This window comes from Streptomyces venezuelae, assembly GCF_008642355.1.
GTDB lineage: Bacteria > Actinomycetota > Actinomycetes > Streptomycetales > Streptomycetaceae > Streptomyces > Streptomyces venezuelae_B.
On record NZ_CP029193.1, the window covers coordinates 6,605,530 to 6,621,487 of the forward strand.

Here is a 15,958-nt window from a genome sequence, read left to right on the forward strand (position 1 = left end):
CTCCAGAGACGGTTTGTTATTACGGAACCTTGTTGAACAAGTCACAGCTGTATGAAGGTATTGATCTGCGCGCGTCAATCGGACAGTGTTTCGTCCCAACACCCGGAGATCTTCCGGGCCGCAAGGGTCGTCGCAACGAACTTGTTGTCACGGCGGCGCCTTGGGCGACAGCTGAATAAATCCCCCCACATCCCCCCACACAGCACTGAGGAGACCCCTCTTCATGGCAACTCACAAGCGTGCCCGCACGATGAAGCTCTCCGCCGCGATAGCCACCGCCGCCACCGCGGTCGGTGTCACCGTCTTCGCGACCTCCTTCGCCGGCGCGAGCACCCCCGCCGAGGGCAAGGTGTACGGCCTCGACGCCAAGGGCGCCGTCGCCGGCAGCTACATCGTGATGCTCGACGAGAAGGCCGACAAAAGCGCCAAGGCCGACCTCGCCGAGGAGTACGGCGGCGAGCTGAAGCGGAACTACTCCTCCGCGATCAACGGCTTCTCCGCCAAGGGCCTGACCGAGACCGAGGCCAAGCGTCTCGCCGCCGACCCGACCGTCGGCAAGGTCGTCCAGTCGAAGAAGTTCACCATCGACGCCACGCAGGACAACCCGCCGTCGTGGGGCCTGGACCGCATCGACCAGGCGGACACCGCCGGGGACAAGAAGTACACCTACCCCGACGCCGCCGGCGAGGGTGCGACCGCGTACGTCATCGACACCGGCGTCCGCGTCAGCCACAAGGACTTCGGTGGCCGCGCGACCTCCGGCTTCGACGCCATCGACAACGACGACAACGCCGATGACGGCAATGGCCACGGCACGCACGTCGCGGGCACCATCGCCGGTGACGCGCACGGCGTCGCCAAGAAGGCGAAGATCGTCGCCGTCCGCGTCCTGGACGACCAGGGCTCGGGCACGACCGAGCAGGTCGTCGCGGGCATCGACTGGGTCACCAAGAACCACAAGGGCCCCTCGGTCGCCAACATGAGCCTCGGCGGCGGCGCGGATGAAGCGCTCGACGCGGCCGTCCAGAAGGCGATCGACTCCGGCGTCACCTTCGCGGTGGCCGCGGGCAACGAGTCGACCGACGCCTCCCAGGGCTCCCCGTCCCGCGTGAAGGACGCCATCACGGTCGCCTCCTCCACCAAGGACGACGAGCAGTCTGACTTCTCCAACTACGGCTCCGTCGTGGACATCTACGCCCCGGGCTCGGACATCACCTCCGCCTGGAACACCGGTGACGACGCCACCAACACGATCTCCGGTACGTCGATGGCCACCCCGCACGTCGTCGGCGCCGCCGCCGTCTACGTCGCCGCCCACCCGGACGCCAAGCCCGCGGATGTCGCCAAGGCGCTGACCGACGGTGCGACCCCGGACAAGATCTCCAACCCGAGCGAGGGCACGCCCAACAAGCTCCTGAAGGTCGTCGAGTGATCTCGCCGCCCCACTGAGCCGCGGCCGTCGTGCCCACCCCCACGGGGCACGGCGGCCGCTTCGCCGTGCGCGTCCGGCCTATCGTGTGCGCATGGCGATCAAGACCTACGCGGCGCTGCTGCGCGGCATCAACGTGAGCGGACACAAGAGGGTGCCGATGGCCGAGCTGCGTACCCTCGTCGAGGGGCTCGGGCACGGCGGCGTACGGACACATCTGCAGAGCGGCAACGCGGTCTTCACGGCGGAACGCACCGACGAGGAGACACTGGCCGCGGGCCTGCGCGCCGCGATCGAGGAGCACTTCGGCTTCACCGTCGACGTCCTCGTCCGCGACCACGCGTACCTGAAGGCGGTGGTGGACGCCTGCCCGTTCCCCGCGGCGGACCTGGAGCCGAAGCAACTGCACGTCACGTACTTCTCCGGACCGGTGGACCCGTCCCGCTTCTCCTCCGTCGACGAACCGGCGTACCTGCCGGAGGAGTTCAGGCTCGGCGACCGCGTCCTGTACCTGTACGCCCCCGACGGCCTCGGTCGCTCCAAGCTCGCGGATGTCCTCGCGCGGCCCCGCCTGACCAAGGGCCTCGTCGCCACCTCCCGCAACTGGAACACGGTCACCCGGCTGGAGGAGATGACCCGTGCCTGACTCCGTGTCCGACCGCACGCCTGCCGTCGAGGCGGCCATCGAAGCGGAACTGCGCCTCCTGGACCCCGATGTGCGCGTGTCGCCCGAGCTCTTCGGGGCGCTCCTGCACCCGGAGTTCACCGAGTTCGGTGCCTCGGGCACGCGGTGGGACCGCGCGTCGATCGTGCGGGTCCTCACGGCGTCCGAGGACCCCGGCGCCGCCCCCGTCACGACCTCCCGCATGCGCGGTGTCCAACTGGCAGACGACCTGGTGCACCTGACCTTCGACACGGACAGCGGCGGCCGCCGCGCCCACCGCAGTTCCCTGTGGCGCCGCACGGACAGCGGCTGGCAGCTCTGGTTCCACCAGGCCACGCCGTTCAGCGACGCAGCGGAGTGACGGGCGGCGCGGGACGGCGGGAGACGAGGTGCAGGGTGACCCTGCCGTCCCCCTCCGGGATCTCGCGGACCTGTACGTAGCCGAGGCGGGTGAGGACGGAGAGGGAAGAGGCGTTGCCCGCGTCGACCGTCGCATGGACCTCGGTCAGGCCCAGCGTCTCGTGCCCGTACGAGGTGAGCAGCTCCGCGAGCTCCGTCCCGAGCCCCTGGCCCCAGGCGTCCCTCGCCAGGCCGTAGACGATCTCGGTGCCGTCGAGCCAGGTCTCCGGGGACGGCTTGACCTCGGCGTGGCCGACGTAACGCCCCTCGTGCCGGACCGCCCAGACGGGGAAGCGCTCCTCGGCGTAGATGAGCGTGAAGATCCTGCCGAACAGGGCACGGTCCTCCGCCTCGCTCTGCATGCCGTCCCCGAACCAGCGACCCACGGCCTCGTCCTGGAAGAGCGCGACGAAGTCAGCCTCGTCGGTGGCGACGTAGGGGGAGAGCGAGAGGCGTTCGGAGCGCAGTTCGGGCGTCATCCGCGTGACGCTAAGTCCCCCGGTGCGACGGGGCAAGCGAATTCGGACCCGGCTCGGCCGGTGACCCGGGCGGCGGGTTCAGCTCGCGACGCAGGCGACCCGGCCCGTGCCCGTGCCTGCGGCGGTCGGGTTCAGCCCGTGCCTGCGGTGGTCTGCTCGGCCTGTTACCCGCGGCGCGCGCCCGTGGCAGACCGGTTCACCCCGCGCCTGCGGCGACCCGGCTCCGTCAGCCACCCGCGGGTGCCCGTGGCGGCCCGGTCCACCCCGCGCCCGCGGCGGTCACGCTCCGGCAGCCGCCCGCGGCGACCGGCTCAGCCGTGCCCGCGGGTGGTCCCGCTCAGCCCGCGACCCGCGGCAGCCCGATCGGGTTCGGGAACGGCAGGACGTCCGAGTCCAGGATGCGGCGGGTTGCCGGGGCCAGGGCGGTGAGGAGGGCGTCCGTCTCGCCGCGGGCCAGGGGGCGGAGCAGGCGGGACGCGAGGCGGTCCGTGTCCTCCTCTATCAGCTCCCGCTTCGTCACCCCGTGTTCCGTGACGTGGCCGGACGTGTCGAGCAGCCCCAGGACGCGCATGCGGTCCACGGAGGACGCCCACTCCTCCTCCGTCCAGCCCCGGTCCTGGCGGATGCCCGCCGGCTCCACGCGGTCCGTCGCCGCCGCGAGGACGAGGCTCTCGCGGGCGTCCAGGCCGTGGTCGGCGAGGACCGCGACATGTGCGTCGCCACGGAACTCACGTACACATGTCGCCAGTTGCCACAGGCGCTCGACCGGATCCGAGCGGTGCACCAGGTCGCGGTTGGCGGCGAACAGCGGACGGGCGAGTGACGGCGCGTCCTCCACCATCGCGAGAAGCGGATCATTCACCTTGGCCGCCAACGCCTCGACGTGCGGCACCAGTTGGCGCAGCGCGCCGGCCGTCAGGCGGGCGCGCTCCTCGATGACCCGGTCCGGCGACGCGTACTCCCACGCCGACGGCAGGGACCGCGCCACCATGTTCGGCGCGAAGACACCGAGTGCCGCCGTGGCCACCCCCGCCCCGACCCGCCCCATCGGCGCGGTACGCGCCGCGAAGTACCCCATCCAGAAGCCCTTGAGGCCGACGGCCCTGCCGAGGCCGCGGCAGCGTTCCTCGAAGTAGACCACCGCGTGCAGGGGTTCGGTGCGCAGCCACAGCGTGCGGGATCGGCTCGGGGTCATGAACCCACAAGCTAGGCCAGAGCGGGAATCCGCGCCAGGGGAGCAACAGGGCACGTGCCGGGCGCATACGCCTCGTCGTAGCGCCGCACCAGCAGACGCGCCACTTCCGGAGCGGGACCGAGGACGTCGGCCAGCACGTCGGCTCCGGCGGCGCCCCGCGCGATCCGGTCCGGCAGGAAGCCGGGGGCCAGGACGTAGGGGGCGACGGCGACCCGCCGCACCCCGTCCACGTCCCGCAGCGCGCGCACGGCGTCCTCCGTGCGCGGCAGCGAAGCGGAGGCGAACGCAGGCCGCACGGCGCACCAACCGGTACGCCGCCACTCCCGCGCGATGTCAGCGATCACTGCGATCGCCTCCGGGTCCGACGACCCCGCCGAGGCCAGCACGACCCCGGTCGAGGACTTGTCGGCGGGGTCGAGCCCCGCCTCGTACAGGCGCCGCTCCAGCGCGGAGACGAGCAGCGGCGAGGGGCCGAGCACCGCCGCCTGCCGGACGCGCAGCGCGGCGGGCGCCTCCCGCAGCACCGCGGGGATGTCCGTCTTCGCGTGGAACGCGCGGGTCAGCAGCAGCGGCTGCGCCACGACGTCCCGCACGCCCTCCGCGGCGAGCCGTTCAAGGACGCCGGAGACGGTCGGGGTGTCGAAGTCGAGGAAGCCTGTCTCCACCCGCAGTCCCGGACGCAGCGACCGCACTCGGCGCACGAGCGCGCGCACGGTCGAGGCGTGCCGCGGGTCACGGCTGCCGTGGGCGACGACGAGAAGGACGGGACGGTGCACGGCGGTTCAGCTCCTCGCGAGGAGACCGCGGCTGCGCAGGACGCGCCGCTCCAGCGGGCTGAAGATCAGCAGGTCGATGGCGATGCCGACGATGAGGATGAGGAAGATGGCGAGGAAGACCATCGACATGGAGCTGGCGTTGCGGCCGTTCTCCAGGAGGCTGCCGAGGCCCACGCCGAGGTCGGGCGAGGACGCGATGATCTCCGCGGCCATGAGCGAGCGCCAGGAGAACGCCCAGCCCTGCTTGAGCCCCGCGAGATAGCCGGGCAACGCCGCGGGGAGCACGATGTGCCAGGTGTGCCGCAGGCCCGTCGCGCCGAGCGTGCGGCCCGCGCGCAGGAACAGCGGCGGCACCTGGTCGACGCCGGACACCAGACCGTTGGCGATGGACGGGACCGCGCCCAGCAGGATCACCGCGTACATCATCGAGTTGTCCAGGCCCAGCCAGATCACCGCCGGCGGCACCCACGCCACCGAGGGCAGCGACTGCAGACCGGACAGGATCGGTCCGATCGCCGCCCGCACGAACCGCACCCGCGCCACGATCAGACCGAGCGGCGTGCCGATGACCAGGGCGAACAGGAAGCCGAGCAGCCCGCGCGAGACGGACGTCCAGATGTAGTCGAGGAGGTTGCCCTGCAGCCACGCCTCGTGGACCTCGTCCCACACCGCGGACGGCGGGGGCAGCTTGGAGGGGTCGTCGACGATGTCGAAGGAGACGAGCGCCTGCCAGACGAGCAGCACCAGCAGCACCGCGGTGACCGGCGGCACCACCTTCTGCACCAGGACCTGGCGCACGGGCGTACGGGTGGGGCCCGCGTGCGACTCCAGCGCGTCGAGGCCCGCCTCCAGGCCGGCGAGGTCCTGGCTGTCGCCGGACTCCTTGACCGGGCCGGTCGAAGTGTCAGTGCTGGCCATGGCGGCGGATCTCCCCACGCAGTTGTTCGGTGATCTCGACGGACAGTTCCGCCACGGCGGTGTCCTCGATGCGGCGCGGGTGCGGGATGTCGACCCGCCACTCGTGCGCCACCCGGCCGGGGCGCGACGAGAGGAGCACGACACGCTGCGCGAGGCGCACGGCCTCGCGCACGTTGTGCGTGACGAAGAGGACGGAGACGTTCGTCTCGCGCCAGATGCGGGTCAGCTCGTCGTGCAGGACGTCACGGGTGATCGCGTCGAGCGCCGCGAACGGCTCGTCCATCAGCAGGAGCCTGCTGTCCTGGGCGAGCGCGCGGGCCAGCGCGACCCGCTGGCGCATGCCGCCGGACAGCTCGTGCACCCGCTTGCCGTACGCGCCCTGCAGCCGGACGAGGCCGAGGAGCTCCTCGGCCTTCGGGCGGCGCTCCGCCTTCGGCACGCCGCGCATCTTCAGGGCGAGTTCGATGTTCTTGCCCGCGGTCAGCCACGGGAACAGCGCGTGCTCCTGGAACATCAGGGCGGGGCGGCCGTCCGTCGAGATCGTGCCCGCGGACGGCTCGTCGAGCCCGGCCACCAGGTTGAGCAGCGTCGACTTGCCGCAGCCCGAGGCTCCCAGGAGGGTGACGAACTCGCCCGGCGCGACATCGAGCGTGATGTCGTCCAGGACCAGCTGGGGTCCGGCGGGGCCGCCGAACGACTTCGAGACGTGCTCGATCCGTGCGGCGTGCTCGGCCGTGGTGCGGGTGTCCTCCGCGGCCTTGGCGAGGGTCGTGGCCATGGTCGTCACCTCCTGGGAGCTGGGAACGTCGTCTGCCGGGTTACTTGACGCCGAGACCGGCGTCGACGACCGGGGACTCGCCCTCGGCCTTGAGGACCTTGTTCAGCGGACCGAGGTCGTAGATGCCCTTGAGGTCGGGCTTCTCCAGGAGACCGGCCTTGACCGCGTGGTCCGCCTCGGCCTCGAGCGTCGCGGCCAGCGGGTCGTTCGTGGTCTGGATCGACTTCCACGCCGGGTCGAGCACCTCGGCGGGCAGCGGCTTCCCGGCGTCCGCCTTGAGCCGCGCGTTCGCGGCGGCCTTGGCCTTCTCCGGGTTCTCCGCGATCCACGCGTTGGTCTTCACGGCGCCGCGCAGCACGGCCTCGACGACCTTCGGGTGCTCCTTCAGGAACTCCTGCCGCACGATGATGTTGGTGATCACGAACTTCTTGCCCGGCCACAGGTCGGCCTCGTCGAGCAGCACCTTGCCGCCCTCGGCGACCAGCTTCGACGCGGTCGGCTCCGGCACCCAAGCCCCGTCCAGGGAACCGGACTTGTAGGCGTCGGGGGTGACCTTGTTGTCGCTGCGGATCACCGACACGTCACCCTTGCCGCTCTGCGCGTCGACCTTCCAGCCCCGCTCGGCGATCCAGTTGAGGAACGCCACGTCCTGGGTGTTGCCGAGCTGCGGCGTCGCGATCTTCTTGCCCTTGACGTCGTCCAGGGACTTGATCTTCTTCGGGTTCACGACGAGCTTCACGCCGCCGGACGCCGAACCGCCGATGATGCGCAGGTTCTTGCCCTGCGACTTGGTGAATCCGTTGATGGCCGGGGACGGGCCGATCCAGCCGATGTCGATCGACCCCGCGTTCAGCGCCTCGATCTCCGAGGGGCCCGCGTTGAACTGCGCGTACTTTGCCTCGGTGCCGCCGAGCTCTTTCTGGAACAGGCCTTCCTGGTTGCCGACCAGGGCGGTGGCGTGGGTGAGGTTCGGGAAGTACCCGATCTTCACGCTGTCCAGGTCTTCGATCTTCTTCGCACCCTCGGCGACCTTGGACTTGCCGTCCTCGTCGGAGGCCTCGGAGCCGTAACCGCAGGCGCCGAGCGCCAGGGCGAGGAGGGGCAGCGCCGCGAGTGCGGCGAGTCGGGTACGTGGAGCAGGCACGGGAAGTGGTCCCCTCGTCGGCCCGGCGCACGCCGTCAGGTCGTGGCCGGGAGATCGGCTGGTCTTCGTCTGTGTGGTGGCCGCGCACGGGGCGCGGGTGCTGCGGGTGCCGCGGATACGGGGAGAACGGGGGCGCACACGTGGTGCGCGCGCCGCGTTCCCGCCGGAGGCCTTACTCCGCACATCGCGCGACCCCGCCCTGTCCGCTGCCGAGGGCGCCGCTGCCGATGCGTCCGCCCTCTTTCGCGAACGTCGCGTATACGTCGACGTAGGTCATGTCAGAAGTCCCAGCCCTCGTCGTCCGCGGCACCGGCCTGCGCCGCCTCGTCGGCGGGTGTGGCGAACGCGTCGCCCGCCATGCCGGCCGCGAGCGTCGTGCCGTCCGACGGGTCGATCAGCAGGAAGGAGCCGGTGCGGCGCGAGTCCGCGTAGGAGTCGAGGGCGAGCGGCTCGGCGGTGCGGATCCTGACCCGGCCGATGTCGTTGGCGACGAGCCGGCCGGGCTCCGGGTGCTGGGAGAGGTCGTCGAGGGTGAGCCGCGACGGGATCTCCTTGACGATGGCCTTGACCGTGCGGGTGGTGTGCTTGAGCAGCACCCGCTGGCCGACGGAGAGCGCGGTGTCCGCGACGTGGCAGACGGTCGCCTCGACGTCCTGCGTGGTCGCGGGGGCGTCGCCGCTCGGCACGATCAGGTCGCCGCGTGAGATGTCGATGTCGTCCTCCAGGAGCAGCGTGACGGACTGCGGCGTCCACGCCACGTCCACCGGCTGCCCCAGCAGGTCGATCCCGGCGACCTTGGAGGTGCGGCCCGAGGGCAGGACCGTCACGGACTCGCCGACCCGGAAGGCACCGGCCGCGATCTGGCCCGCGTAGCCGCGGTAGTCGGGGTGCTCGGCGGTCTGCGGACGGATCACGTACTGCACGGGCAGCCGCGCGTGGCAGGTGGCGAGGTCGTGGCTGACCGGCACGGTCTCCAGGTGTTCCAGGACGGTGGGGCCGCCGTACCAGTCCATGTTGGAGGACGGCTCCACCACGTTGTCCCCGGCCAGCGCGGAGATCGGGATCGCGGTGATCTCCGGTACGCCGAGTTCGCCGGCGTACGCGGTGAACTCCTCGGCGATCTTCGCGAAGACGGTCTCGTCGTAGGCGACGAGGTCCATCTTGTTGACGGCGAGGACGACGTGCGGGACGCGGAGCAGCGCGGCGACCGCGGCGTGCCTGCGGGTCTGCTCGATGACGCCGTTGCGGGCGTCGACGAGGACGACGGCGAGGTCCGCGGTGGAGGCGCCGGTGACCATGTTCCGGGTGTACTGCACGTGGCCGGGGGTGTCGGCCAGGATGAACCGGCGCCGGGCCGTGGCGAAGTAGCGGTACGCCACGTCGATGGTGATGCCCTGCTCCCGCTCCGCGCGCAGCCCGTCGGTGAGGAGGGCGAGATCGGGGGCGTCGGCGCCACGGCTCGCGGAGACGCGCTCCACGGCCTCCAGCTGGTCGGTGAGGACCGACTTGGAGTCGTGGAGAAGGCGGCCCACGAGGGTGGACTTGCCGTCGTCGACGGAACCGGCGGTGGCGAACCGCAGCAGGGTGGTGGCCGACAGCTGCTCGGTGGAGAGCGGCTTGACCGGCTCGGCGGTGCTGTTGCTCATGGTTAGAAGTACCCCTCGCGCTTGCGGTCTTCCATCGCGGCCTCGGACATCTTGTCGTCGGCGCGGGTCGCGCCGCGCTCGGTGAGCCGGGACGCGGCGATCTCGGTGATGACGGCGTCCAGCGTCGTCGCGTCGGAGTCGACGGCGCCGGTGCAGGACATGTCACCGACCGTGCGGTACCGCACCAGCCGCGTCTCGACCGTCTCACCCGCCTTCGGCCCGCCCCACTCACCCGCCGTCAGCCACATCCCCGCCCGCTCGAACACCTCGCGCTCGTGGGCGAAGTAGATCCCGGGCAGCTCGATGTCCTCGCGGGCGATGTACTGCCACACGTCCAGCTCGGTCCAGTTGGAGAGAGGGAAGACGCGGACGTGCTCGCCGGGCGCGTGGCGGCCGTTGTAGAGCTGCCACAGTTCGGGGCGCTGGCGGCGCGGGTCCCACTGCGAGAACTCGTCGCGCAGCGAGAACACCCGCTCCTTCGCCCGCGCCTTCTCCTCGTCCCGGCGCCCGCCGCCGAACACGGCGTCGAACCGCTCGCTCTGGATCTTCTCCGTCAGCGGCAGCGTCTGGAGGGGGTTGCGGGTGCCGTCCGGGCGCTCGCGCAGCACTCCGCGGTCGATGTAGTCCTGCACGGAGGCGACATGCAGCCGCAGCCCGTGTTCGGCGACGACGCGGTCGCGGTACTCCAGCACCTCGGGGAAGTTGTGTCCCGTGTCGACGTGCAGCAGCGAGAAGGGGATCGCCGCGGGGGCGAACGCCTTCAGCGCCAGGTGCAGCATCACGATCGAGTCCTTGCCGCCGGAGAACAGGATCACCGGGTTCTCGAACTCACCCGCCACCTCGCGGAAGATGTGCACCGCCTCCGACTCCAGCGCGTCCAGGTGGCTGAGCGCGTACGGGCTGTCGGTGCCCTCGTCGGTCACTTTCGCGACGGTCGTCATGCGAGACCCCTTTCGCTGAGCAGCGCGTGAACCGCCGCCGCTGACTCCTGCACGGTCTGGTCCTGCGACTCGATGCGCAGATCGGGCGACTCCGGCGCCTCGTAGGGGTCGTCGACCCCGGTGAGCCCGGAGATCTCACCCGCCGCCTGCTTCGCGTACAGGCCCTTCACGTCGCGTACGGAGCAGACCTCGACCGGTGTCGCGACGTGCACCTCCAGGTACGCGGTGCCCCCGGCCTGGTGGCGCTTGCGCACCGCCTCGCGGCTGTCGGCGAACGGCGCGATCACCGGCACCAGGGCCAGCACACCGTTGCGCGCGAGGAGTTCGGCGACGAAGCCGATGCGCTGCACGTTGGTGTGCCGGTCCTCGCGGCTGAAGCCGAGGCCCGCCGAGAGGAACTCGCGGATCTCGTCGCCGTCGAGGACCTCCACGCGGTGTCCCTCCGACCGCAGTAGGCCCGCCAGTTCGTACGCGATGGTGGTCTTGCCGGCGCTGGGCAGGCCGGTGAGCCAGACGGTGGCTCCGGTCGTCACGTGGTTCTCCCGGGTCTGTTGCTGCGGGGGCTGCGGCTGTGTCGTCTGTGTCCGCTGCTGCGTCTGCCGCGCGGCCATCAGTGGATCCCGCACTCGGTCTTGGCGTTGCCGGCCCAGCGGCCTGCGCGCGCGTCCTCGCCCTCCAGGAGGCGGCGGGTGCAGGGGGCGCAGCCCACCGAGCCGTAGCCGTCCATCAGGAGCGGGTTGGTGAGGACGCCGTGCTCGGTGACGTACGCGTCGACGTCGTCCTGGGTCCAGCGGGCGATCGGCGAGATCTTGACCTTGCCGCGCTTCTCGTCCCAGCCGACGACCGGGGTGTTCGCGCGGCTCGGCGAGTCGTCGCGGCGCAGCCCGGTGGCCCACGCGGTGTACCCGGCGAGGCCCTCCTCCAGGGGCTGGACCTTCCGCAGCCTGCAGCACAGGTCGGGGTTGCGGTCGTGGAGCTTCGCGCCGTACACCGCGTCCTGTTCCGCCACGGACTGGCGGGGCGTCAAGGTGATGACGTTGACGTCCATGACGGCCTCGACGGCGTCACGGGTGCCGATGGTCTCCGGGAAGTGATAGCCGGTGTCCAGGAACACGACATCGACGCCGGGCCTGGCGCGCGAGGCGAGGTGGGCGACGACCGCGTCCTCCATCGAGGAGGTCACGCAGAAGCGTGCCCCGAAGGTGTCGGCGGCCCATTGGAGGATCTCCAGGGCTGAGGCGTCCTCCAGGTCGCGCCCGGCCTGCTCGGCGAGTGCCTTCAACTCGTCGTCGGTGCGCGCCTTCTGGTCCTGAGCGGTCGTCATATCTGGCTCTCTCCACTGCTGGTGGGCTGAACACCCCGGGCGAGCAGCCCGAGGAACTTCAGCTGAAAGGCCCGGTTGCAGGCCCCGCATTCCCACGCGCCGTGTCCGGCCTCGTGGGGGCGCAGGTCCTCGTCGGCGCAGTAGGGGCAGTGGAACGGGGCGGCACGCTCGCTCACTTGAGGGCCTCCTCGGGTGCGCGGGCGGTCCACGTGGCGAAGCGCTCGCCGTCCTCGCGCTGCTCCTGGAAGCGCTTGAGGACCCGCTCCACGTAGTCGGGGAGCTCGGTGGCGGTGACCTTCAGTCCGCGGACCTTGCGGCCGAAGCCTGCGTCGAGCCCGAGGGCGCCGCCCAGGTGCACCTGGTAGCCCTCGACCTGGTTGCCCTGGTCGTCGAGCATGAGCTGGCCCTTGAGGCCGATGTCGGCGACCTGGATGCGGGCGCAGGCGTTGGGGCAGCCGTTGATGTTGATGGTGATCGGCTCGTCGAACTCCGGGATGCGGCGCTCCAGTTCGTCGATGAGCGAGGCGCCGCGTGCCTTCGTCTCGACGATGGCGAGCTTGCAGAACTCGATGCCGGTGCAGGCCATGGTGCCGCGCCGGAACGGCGAGGCGTTGACCCGCAGGTCGAGGGCTTCGAGTGCGGAGACGAGCGAGTCGATCTGGTCCTGCTCGACGTCGAGCACGATCATCTTCTGCTCGGCGGTGGTGCGAAGCCGGCCCGAGCCGTGGGCCTCGGCGACCTCGGCGATCTTCGTGAGGGTGGTGCCGTGGACGCGTCCGACGCGGGGCGCGAAGCCGACGTAGAAGCGGCCGTCCTTCTGCCGGTGGACGCCGAGGTGGTCGCGCCAGGTGCCCGCGGGCTGCTCGGGGGCGGGCCCGTCGACCAGCTTCCGCTGGAGGTACTCGTCCTCCAGGACCTGCCGGAACTTCTCCGGGCCCCAGTCGGCGACGAGGAACTTCAGGCGGGCGCGGTTGCGCAGGCGCCGGTAGCCGTAGTCGCGGAAGATCCCGATGACGCCGCCGAACACGTCCGGAACGTCGTCGAGCGCGACCCAGGTGCCGAGGCGCACGCCGAGCTTGGGGTTGGTGGAGAGGCCGCCGCCGACCCAGAGGTCGAAGCCGGGGCCGTGTTCGGGGTGGTGCACGCCGACGAAGGCGACGTCGTTGATCTCGTGGGCGACGTCGAGCTGCGGCGACCCGGAGATCGCGGTCTTGAACTTGCGGGGCAGGTTCGAGAACTCGGGGTTGCCGATGAAGCGGCGCTGGATCTCGTCGATGGCGGGGGAGCCGTCGATGATCTCGTTCTCGGCGACACCCGCCACGGGGGAGCCGAGGATGACGCGGGGCGTGTCACCGCACGCCTCGGTGGTCGAGAGGCCGACGGCTTCGAGGCGGCGCCAGATCTCGGGGACGTCCTCGATGCGGATCCAGTGGTACTGGATGTTCTGGCGGTCGGTGAGGTCGGCGGTGCCGCGCGCGAACTCCTGGGACACCTCGCCGATCACGCGCAGCTGCTCGGTGGTCAGCCGTCCGCCGTCGACGCGGACGCGGAGCATGAAGTACTCGTCGTCCAGCTCCTCCGGCGCGAGAACCGCGGTCTTGCCGCCGTCGATCCCGGGCTTGCGCTGGGTGTACAGCCCCCACCAGCGCATACGGCCGCGGAGGTCGTTCGGGTCGATGGAGTCGAAACCACGCTTCGAGTAGATCGTCTCAATACGTGTCCGCACATTGAGACCGTCGTCGTCCTTCTTGAACTGCTCGTTCCCGTTGAGCGGCGTGAAGTGACCGACGGCCCACTGACCCTCGCCGCGGTGACGGCTCACCTTGCGGCGTGGCGTTGCTGGGGCAGGCTTCTCTGGCGTGGCGGCCATGGCGGTACGTCCTTCGGGGCAGCGGGAATGCGTGCTCTGACCTGCGAAATCGGCACGTGACCGCGCACGGTGGACGCATGCGGGGACGTGCGCGCGGCGCTGCGCAGGGAGGGGGTTCAGGGGAGGGGGAGCGGCTGTGCTGAATCGATCAGCGAGCCGGACACATGGCGCTGGACATGCGGCCGAGGTCGACGTGACGTCGACTCACCAAGGCGTTTCCAGTGCGATCCATGCCGGAAGCGTGTCACGGGACTTTCGACCCAGTCCAGCATTATCCAGAATGCGGACACCCTTGTCCCGTATCGTGGACAAGGGTGTCGTCGGTCACAGCGGCGCGCGGACGGTTCAGTCGCGGTCGGCCCCCGGCCAAGGGCCCGGAGTCGGCACGTCCGCCTCCTCCTCGACCTTCGTGTCGAAGAGCCGGAATCCGCGCCGCCGGTAGTTGTCCATGGCGTGCTCACCGTCCTTGGAGCACGTGTGCAGCCAGACCCTCTCGGTCGGCGCGAGCCCGGGCCACCGCTCGGCCAGGTCCCAGGCGCGCGCGACGGCGTACGAGAGGAGGTGCCCGCCGATGCGGCGCCCCCGGAAGGCGGGGATCAGTCCGAAGTAGACGATCTCCACGACGCCCTCCGCCGCGTCCCCGTTCTCGCCGCGCGCCGCCAGCTCCACGTACCCCGCCGGCGTCCCCTTCTCGTAGGCGACCCACGTCTCCACACCCGGCCGGTCGAGGAGCTTCTGCCACTCCGCGTACGTGAGGGAGAGCCGGTCGGACCAGCGGATGTCCCCGCCGACGGATGAGTACAGAAAACGGCTGAACTCGGGCGAGGGGACCTCGGCGCGCACGATCCGGACGTCCCCGTCGGGCGCGGCGGCCGGGCGCAGGTCGGCCGGAGAGGTCTGTTCGAGGGACCAGGTGGTGACAGTGATGCTCATGGGGCTCAGAGAATCATGCGCCGTCGCGCCGCGCGCACCGCGGGCGCCATCGAGTGCGGCAGTAGGTCCGCCGGACGCTCGGGCATGATCACGTCGACGTCCACGTCCTCGTGGAAGCGGTAGGGGCGGTGGGCGAGAAGACCGCCCAGATAGCGCCGTACACGGGAGAGCTCCGCGCGCACCGTCACCGTGCGCGCCGGGTCGCCGAACATGTCCTCGGCGAGCCCCGAAGCGGTGCGTCCCGTGCGGTACGTACAGAGGAGATAGAGGAGCTCGGCGTGGCGCGGGCTCAGCTCGTGCGTCCAGTCATGGGCGCCGCCGAGCACCGAGAGCGTCCACCGGCGCGGACTGCTCACGTCCAGGACGAGCCGGGTCGCGGCGACCGGCCGCGGCACGTCACCCGGGTCCTCCGGGCGCAGCAGCCATCCGCCGGGCAGCGGCTCCACCAGGCACGGGCCCAGCGACGGCAGCCAGGTGCGGCCCGCGCCGAAGGACTTGGGGAGCGTGAGGCGGTCCGCCGGGGGCATGCCCGTCACCGCGGCCGTCCACCCGTGCACGTCGACCGCGAGCGCCCGCCCGTCGAGCCGCGCGAGGACCGGAGCCGCCACCGCGCGCAGCCGGTCGAGCGCCGTCACATGGCGGTCCCGAAGCCGCGCCTCCCCGAGCTTGGCGACCGAGTCGACCAGAGCGAGCGTCGCGGGATGGATGGTCCGCAGCGGACCGCTGACGTCGACCACGCCGAGGAGCCTGCCGTCCCGCGGATCGGTCACCGGGGCGCCCGCGCACGTCCACGAATGGTGGGTCTGCACGAAGTGCTCGGCGGAGAACACCTGCACGGGGCGGCGTACCACCAGTGGCGTCCCTATGCCGTTCGTGCCCACGACCTCCTCGCTCCAGTCCGCGCCCGGCTCGAACCCGAGCGAGTCCGCCTTGCGCAGCACGGCGGCACTGCCCTCGCGCCACAGCACACGCCCGTCCGCGTCGCTGACGACCACGATGTGCTGCGCCGCGTCCGCCACGGACACCAGCGCGTCGCGCAGGACGGGCAGGATCTCCCGGAGCGGCGAGGCGCGGCGGCGCTCCTCCAGCTCCTCCTCGCTCAGCAGCCGCGACCGGACGTCGCGGTCCGGATCGACGCCGCGGAGAATCATCCGCCCCCACGAGTCGCCGATCACCGGCCGCGGCAGAACCCTCGGCCGCTCCCCGGACAGCATGGCGTCGCGCACCCCCTTCAAGACGAGCGCGGCGTGCGCGCGGTCCATGGCGGAGAGCCGCGCGAGGTCGATCGTCGACGGGGCGTTCATGACCACGGGGTCCTTTCCGGCCAGACCGGGGGCGTGCGGGAGCGCGTGCGGGCGCCCCTTCATCGTGCCTCCTGCGGAGGCTTCCCGGGAGCGAGTTGCAACCTCCTGCAACCCTGGCCAAGGGCCGGGCGGGGCCCGAATCTGGACAGCAACACCGC

The 15,958-nt window shown here is 71.2% G+C and carries 18 protein-coding genes; 3 read left to right on the plus strand and 15 right to left on the minus strand.

Annotated elements, in window-relative coordinates; all coding sequences use genetic code 11:
* The first annotated feature begins 223 nt into the window (after positions 1-223).
* The 3 genes from DEJ47_RS30235 to DEJ47_RS30245 all read left to right on the plus strand — a co-directional run bounded on the left by DEJ47_RS30235 (position 224) and on the right by DEJ47_RS30245 (position 2,454).
* Positions 224-1,432, plus strand: coding sequence for a S8 family peptidase (locus tag DEJ47_RS30235; protein WP_150173547.1), 1,209 nt, complete (start codon positions 224-226; stop codon positions 1,430-1,432).
* Between the two features lie 91 nt (positions 1,433-1,523).
* The gene (locus DEJ47_RS30240; protein WP_150173549.1) at positions 1,524-2,075 is read left to right on the plus strand and encodes a DUF1697 domain-containing protein; all 552 of its coding nucleotides are present in this window, start codon (positions 1,524-1,526) and stop codon (positions 2,073-2,075) included.
* Positions 2,076-2,079: 4 nt separating this feature from the next.
* Positions 2,080-2,454, plus strand: coding sequence for a DUF4440 domain-containing protein (locus DEJ47_RS30245; RefSeq protein WP_150175955.1), 375 nt, complete (start codon positions 2,080-2,082; stop codon positions 2,452-2,454).
* On the opposite strand, the gene DEJ47_RS30250 is transcribed toward DEJ47_RS30245, so the two are convergent.
* The 15 genes from DEJ47_RS30250 to DEJ47_RS30315 form a co-directional block, all read right to left on the minus strand.
* Entirely contained in the window at positions 2,435-2,971 is a 537-nt protein-coding gene (locus DEJ47_RS30250) for a GNAT family N-acetyltransferase (RefSeq protein WP_150173551.1), read from the minus strand. The genes DEJ47_RS30245 and DEJ47_RS30250 overlap by 20 nt on opposite strands.
* Positions 2,972-3,308: 337 nt before the next feature.
* Positions 3,309-4,166: an SCO6745 family protein gene (locus DEJ47_RS30255; protein WP_150173554.1), complete on the minus strand. Its 858-nt coding sequence runs from the start codon at positions 4,164-4,166 to the stop codon at positions 3,309-3,311.
* 11 nt (positions 4,167-4,177) lie between these two features.
* Positions 4,178-4,942, minus strand: a complete 765-nt coding sequence (locus DEJ47_RS30260; RefSeq protein WP_150173556.1) for a sirohydrochlorin chelatase — start codon at positions 4,940-4,942, stop codon at positions 4,178-4,180.
* A gap of 6 nt (positions 4,943-4,948) precedes the next feature.
* Positions 4,949-5,860 (minus strand): ABC transporter permease, encoded by a 912-nt coding sequence (locus tag DEJ47_RS30265; protein ID WP_150173558.1) that lies wholly within the window; start codon positions 5,858-5,860, stop codon positions 4,949-4,951.
* Positions 5,847-6,638 carry an ABC transporter ATP-binding protein gene (locus DEJ47_RS30270; protein ID WP_150173560.1) on the minus strand — a complete coding sequence of 264 codons (792 nt, stop codon included), beginning with the start codon at positions 6,636-6,638 and terminating at the stop codon, positions 5,847-5,849. The genes DEJ47_RS30265 and DEJ47_RS30270 overlap by 14 nt, the downstream gene beginning before the upstream one ends.
* A 40-nt stretch (positions 6,639-6,678) precedes the next feature.
* A complete protein-coding gene (locus tag DEJ47_RS30275) occupies positions 6,679-7,782 on the minus strand; it encodes an aliphatic sulfonate ABC transporter substrate-binding protein (RefSeq protein WP_150173562.1) in 1,104 nt (367 codons plus the stop codon).
* 278 nt (positions 7,783-8,060) lie between these two features.
* On the minus strand, positions 8,061-9,428 hold the full coding sequence (locus tag DEJ47_RS30280; protein ID WP_150173564.1) for a sulfate adenylyltransferase subunit 1: 1,368 nt from the start codon (positions 9,426-9,428) through the stop codon (positions 8,061-8,063).
* A gap of 2 nt (positions 9,429-9,430) precedes the next feature.
* Positions 9,431-10,369, minus strand: a complete 939-nt coding sequence (cysD, locus tag DEJ47_RS30285; protein ID WP_150173566.1) for a sulfate adenylyltransferase subunit CysD — start codon at positions 10,367-10,369, stop codon at positions 9,431-9,433.
* Positions 10,366-10,980, minus strand: a complete 615-nt coding sequence (gene cysC / locus DEJ47_RS30290) for an adenylyl-sulfate kinase (RefSeq protein WP_150173568.1) — start codon at positions 10,978-10,980, stop codon at positions 10,366-10,368. The genes cysD and cysC overlap by 4 nt, the downstream gene beginning before the upstream one ends.
* Positions 10,980-11,693 (minus strand): phosphoadenylyl-sulfate reductase, encoded by a 714-nt coding sequence (locus DEJ47_RS30295; RefSeq protein ID WP_150173570.1) that lies wholly within the window; start codon positions 11,691-11,693, stop codon positions 10,980-10,982. Before DEJ47_RS30295 ends, cysC begins: the two co-directional genes overlap by 1 nt.
* Positions 11,690-11,869, minus strand: a complete 180-nt coding sequence (locus tag DEJ47_RS30300) for a hypothetical protein (protein ID WP_150173573.1) — start codon at positions 11,867-11,869, stop codon at positions 11,690-11,692. Before DEJ47_RS30300 ends, DEJ47_RS30295 begins: the two co-directional genes overlap by 4 nt.
* On the minus strand, positions 11,866-13,563 hold the full coding sequence (locus tag DEJ47_RS30305) for a nitrite/sulfite reductase (RefSeq protein ID WP_150173576.1): 1,698 nt from the start codon (positions 13,561-13,563) through the stop codon (positions 11,866-11,868). The genes DEJ47_RS30300 and DEJ47_RS30305 overlap by 4 nt, the downstream gene beginning before the upstream one ends.
* A gap of 148 nt (positions 13,564-13,711) precedes the next feature.
* On the minus strand, positions 13,712-13,795 hold the full coding sequence (locus tag DEJ47_RS37550; protein ID WP_317850861.1) for a putative leader peptide: 84 nt from the start codon (positions 13,793-13,795) through the stop codon (positions 13,712-13,714).
* Between the two features lie 113 nt (positions 13,796-13,908).
* Complete coding sequence (locus DEJ47_RS30310; RefSeq protein ID WP_150173578.1) at positions 13,909-14,496, minus strand: GNAT family N-acetyltransferase; 588 nt, start codon at positions 14,494-14,496, stop codon at positions 13,909-13,911.
* Between the two features lie 5 nt (positions 14,497-14,501).
* Positions 14,502-15,800 (minus strand): GAF domain-containing protein, encoded by a 1,299-nt coding sequence (locus DEJ47_RS30315; RefSeq protein WP_150175956.1) that lies wholly within the window; start codon positions 15,798-15,800, stop codon positions 14,502-14,504.
* Between the last annotated feature and the right edge of the window lie 158 nt (positions 15,801-15,958).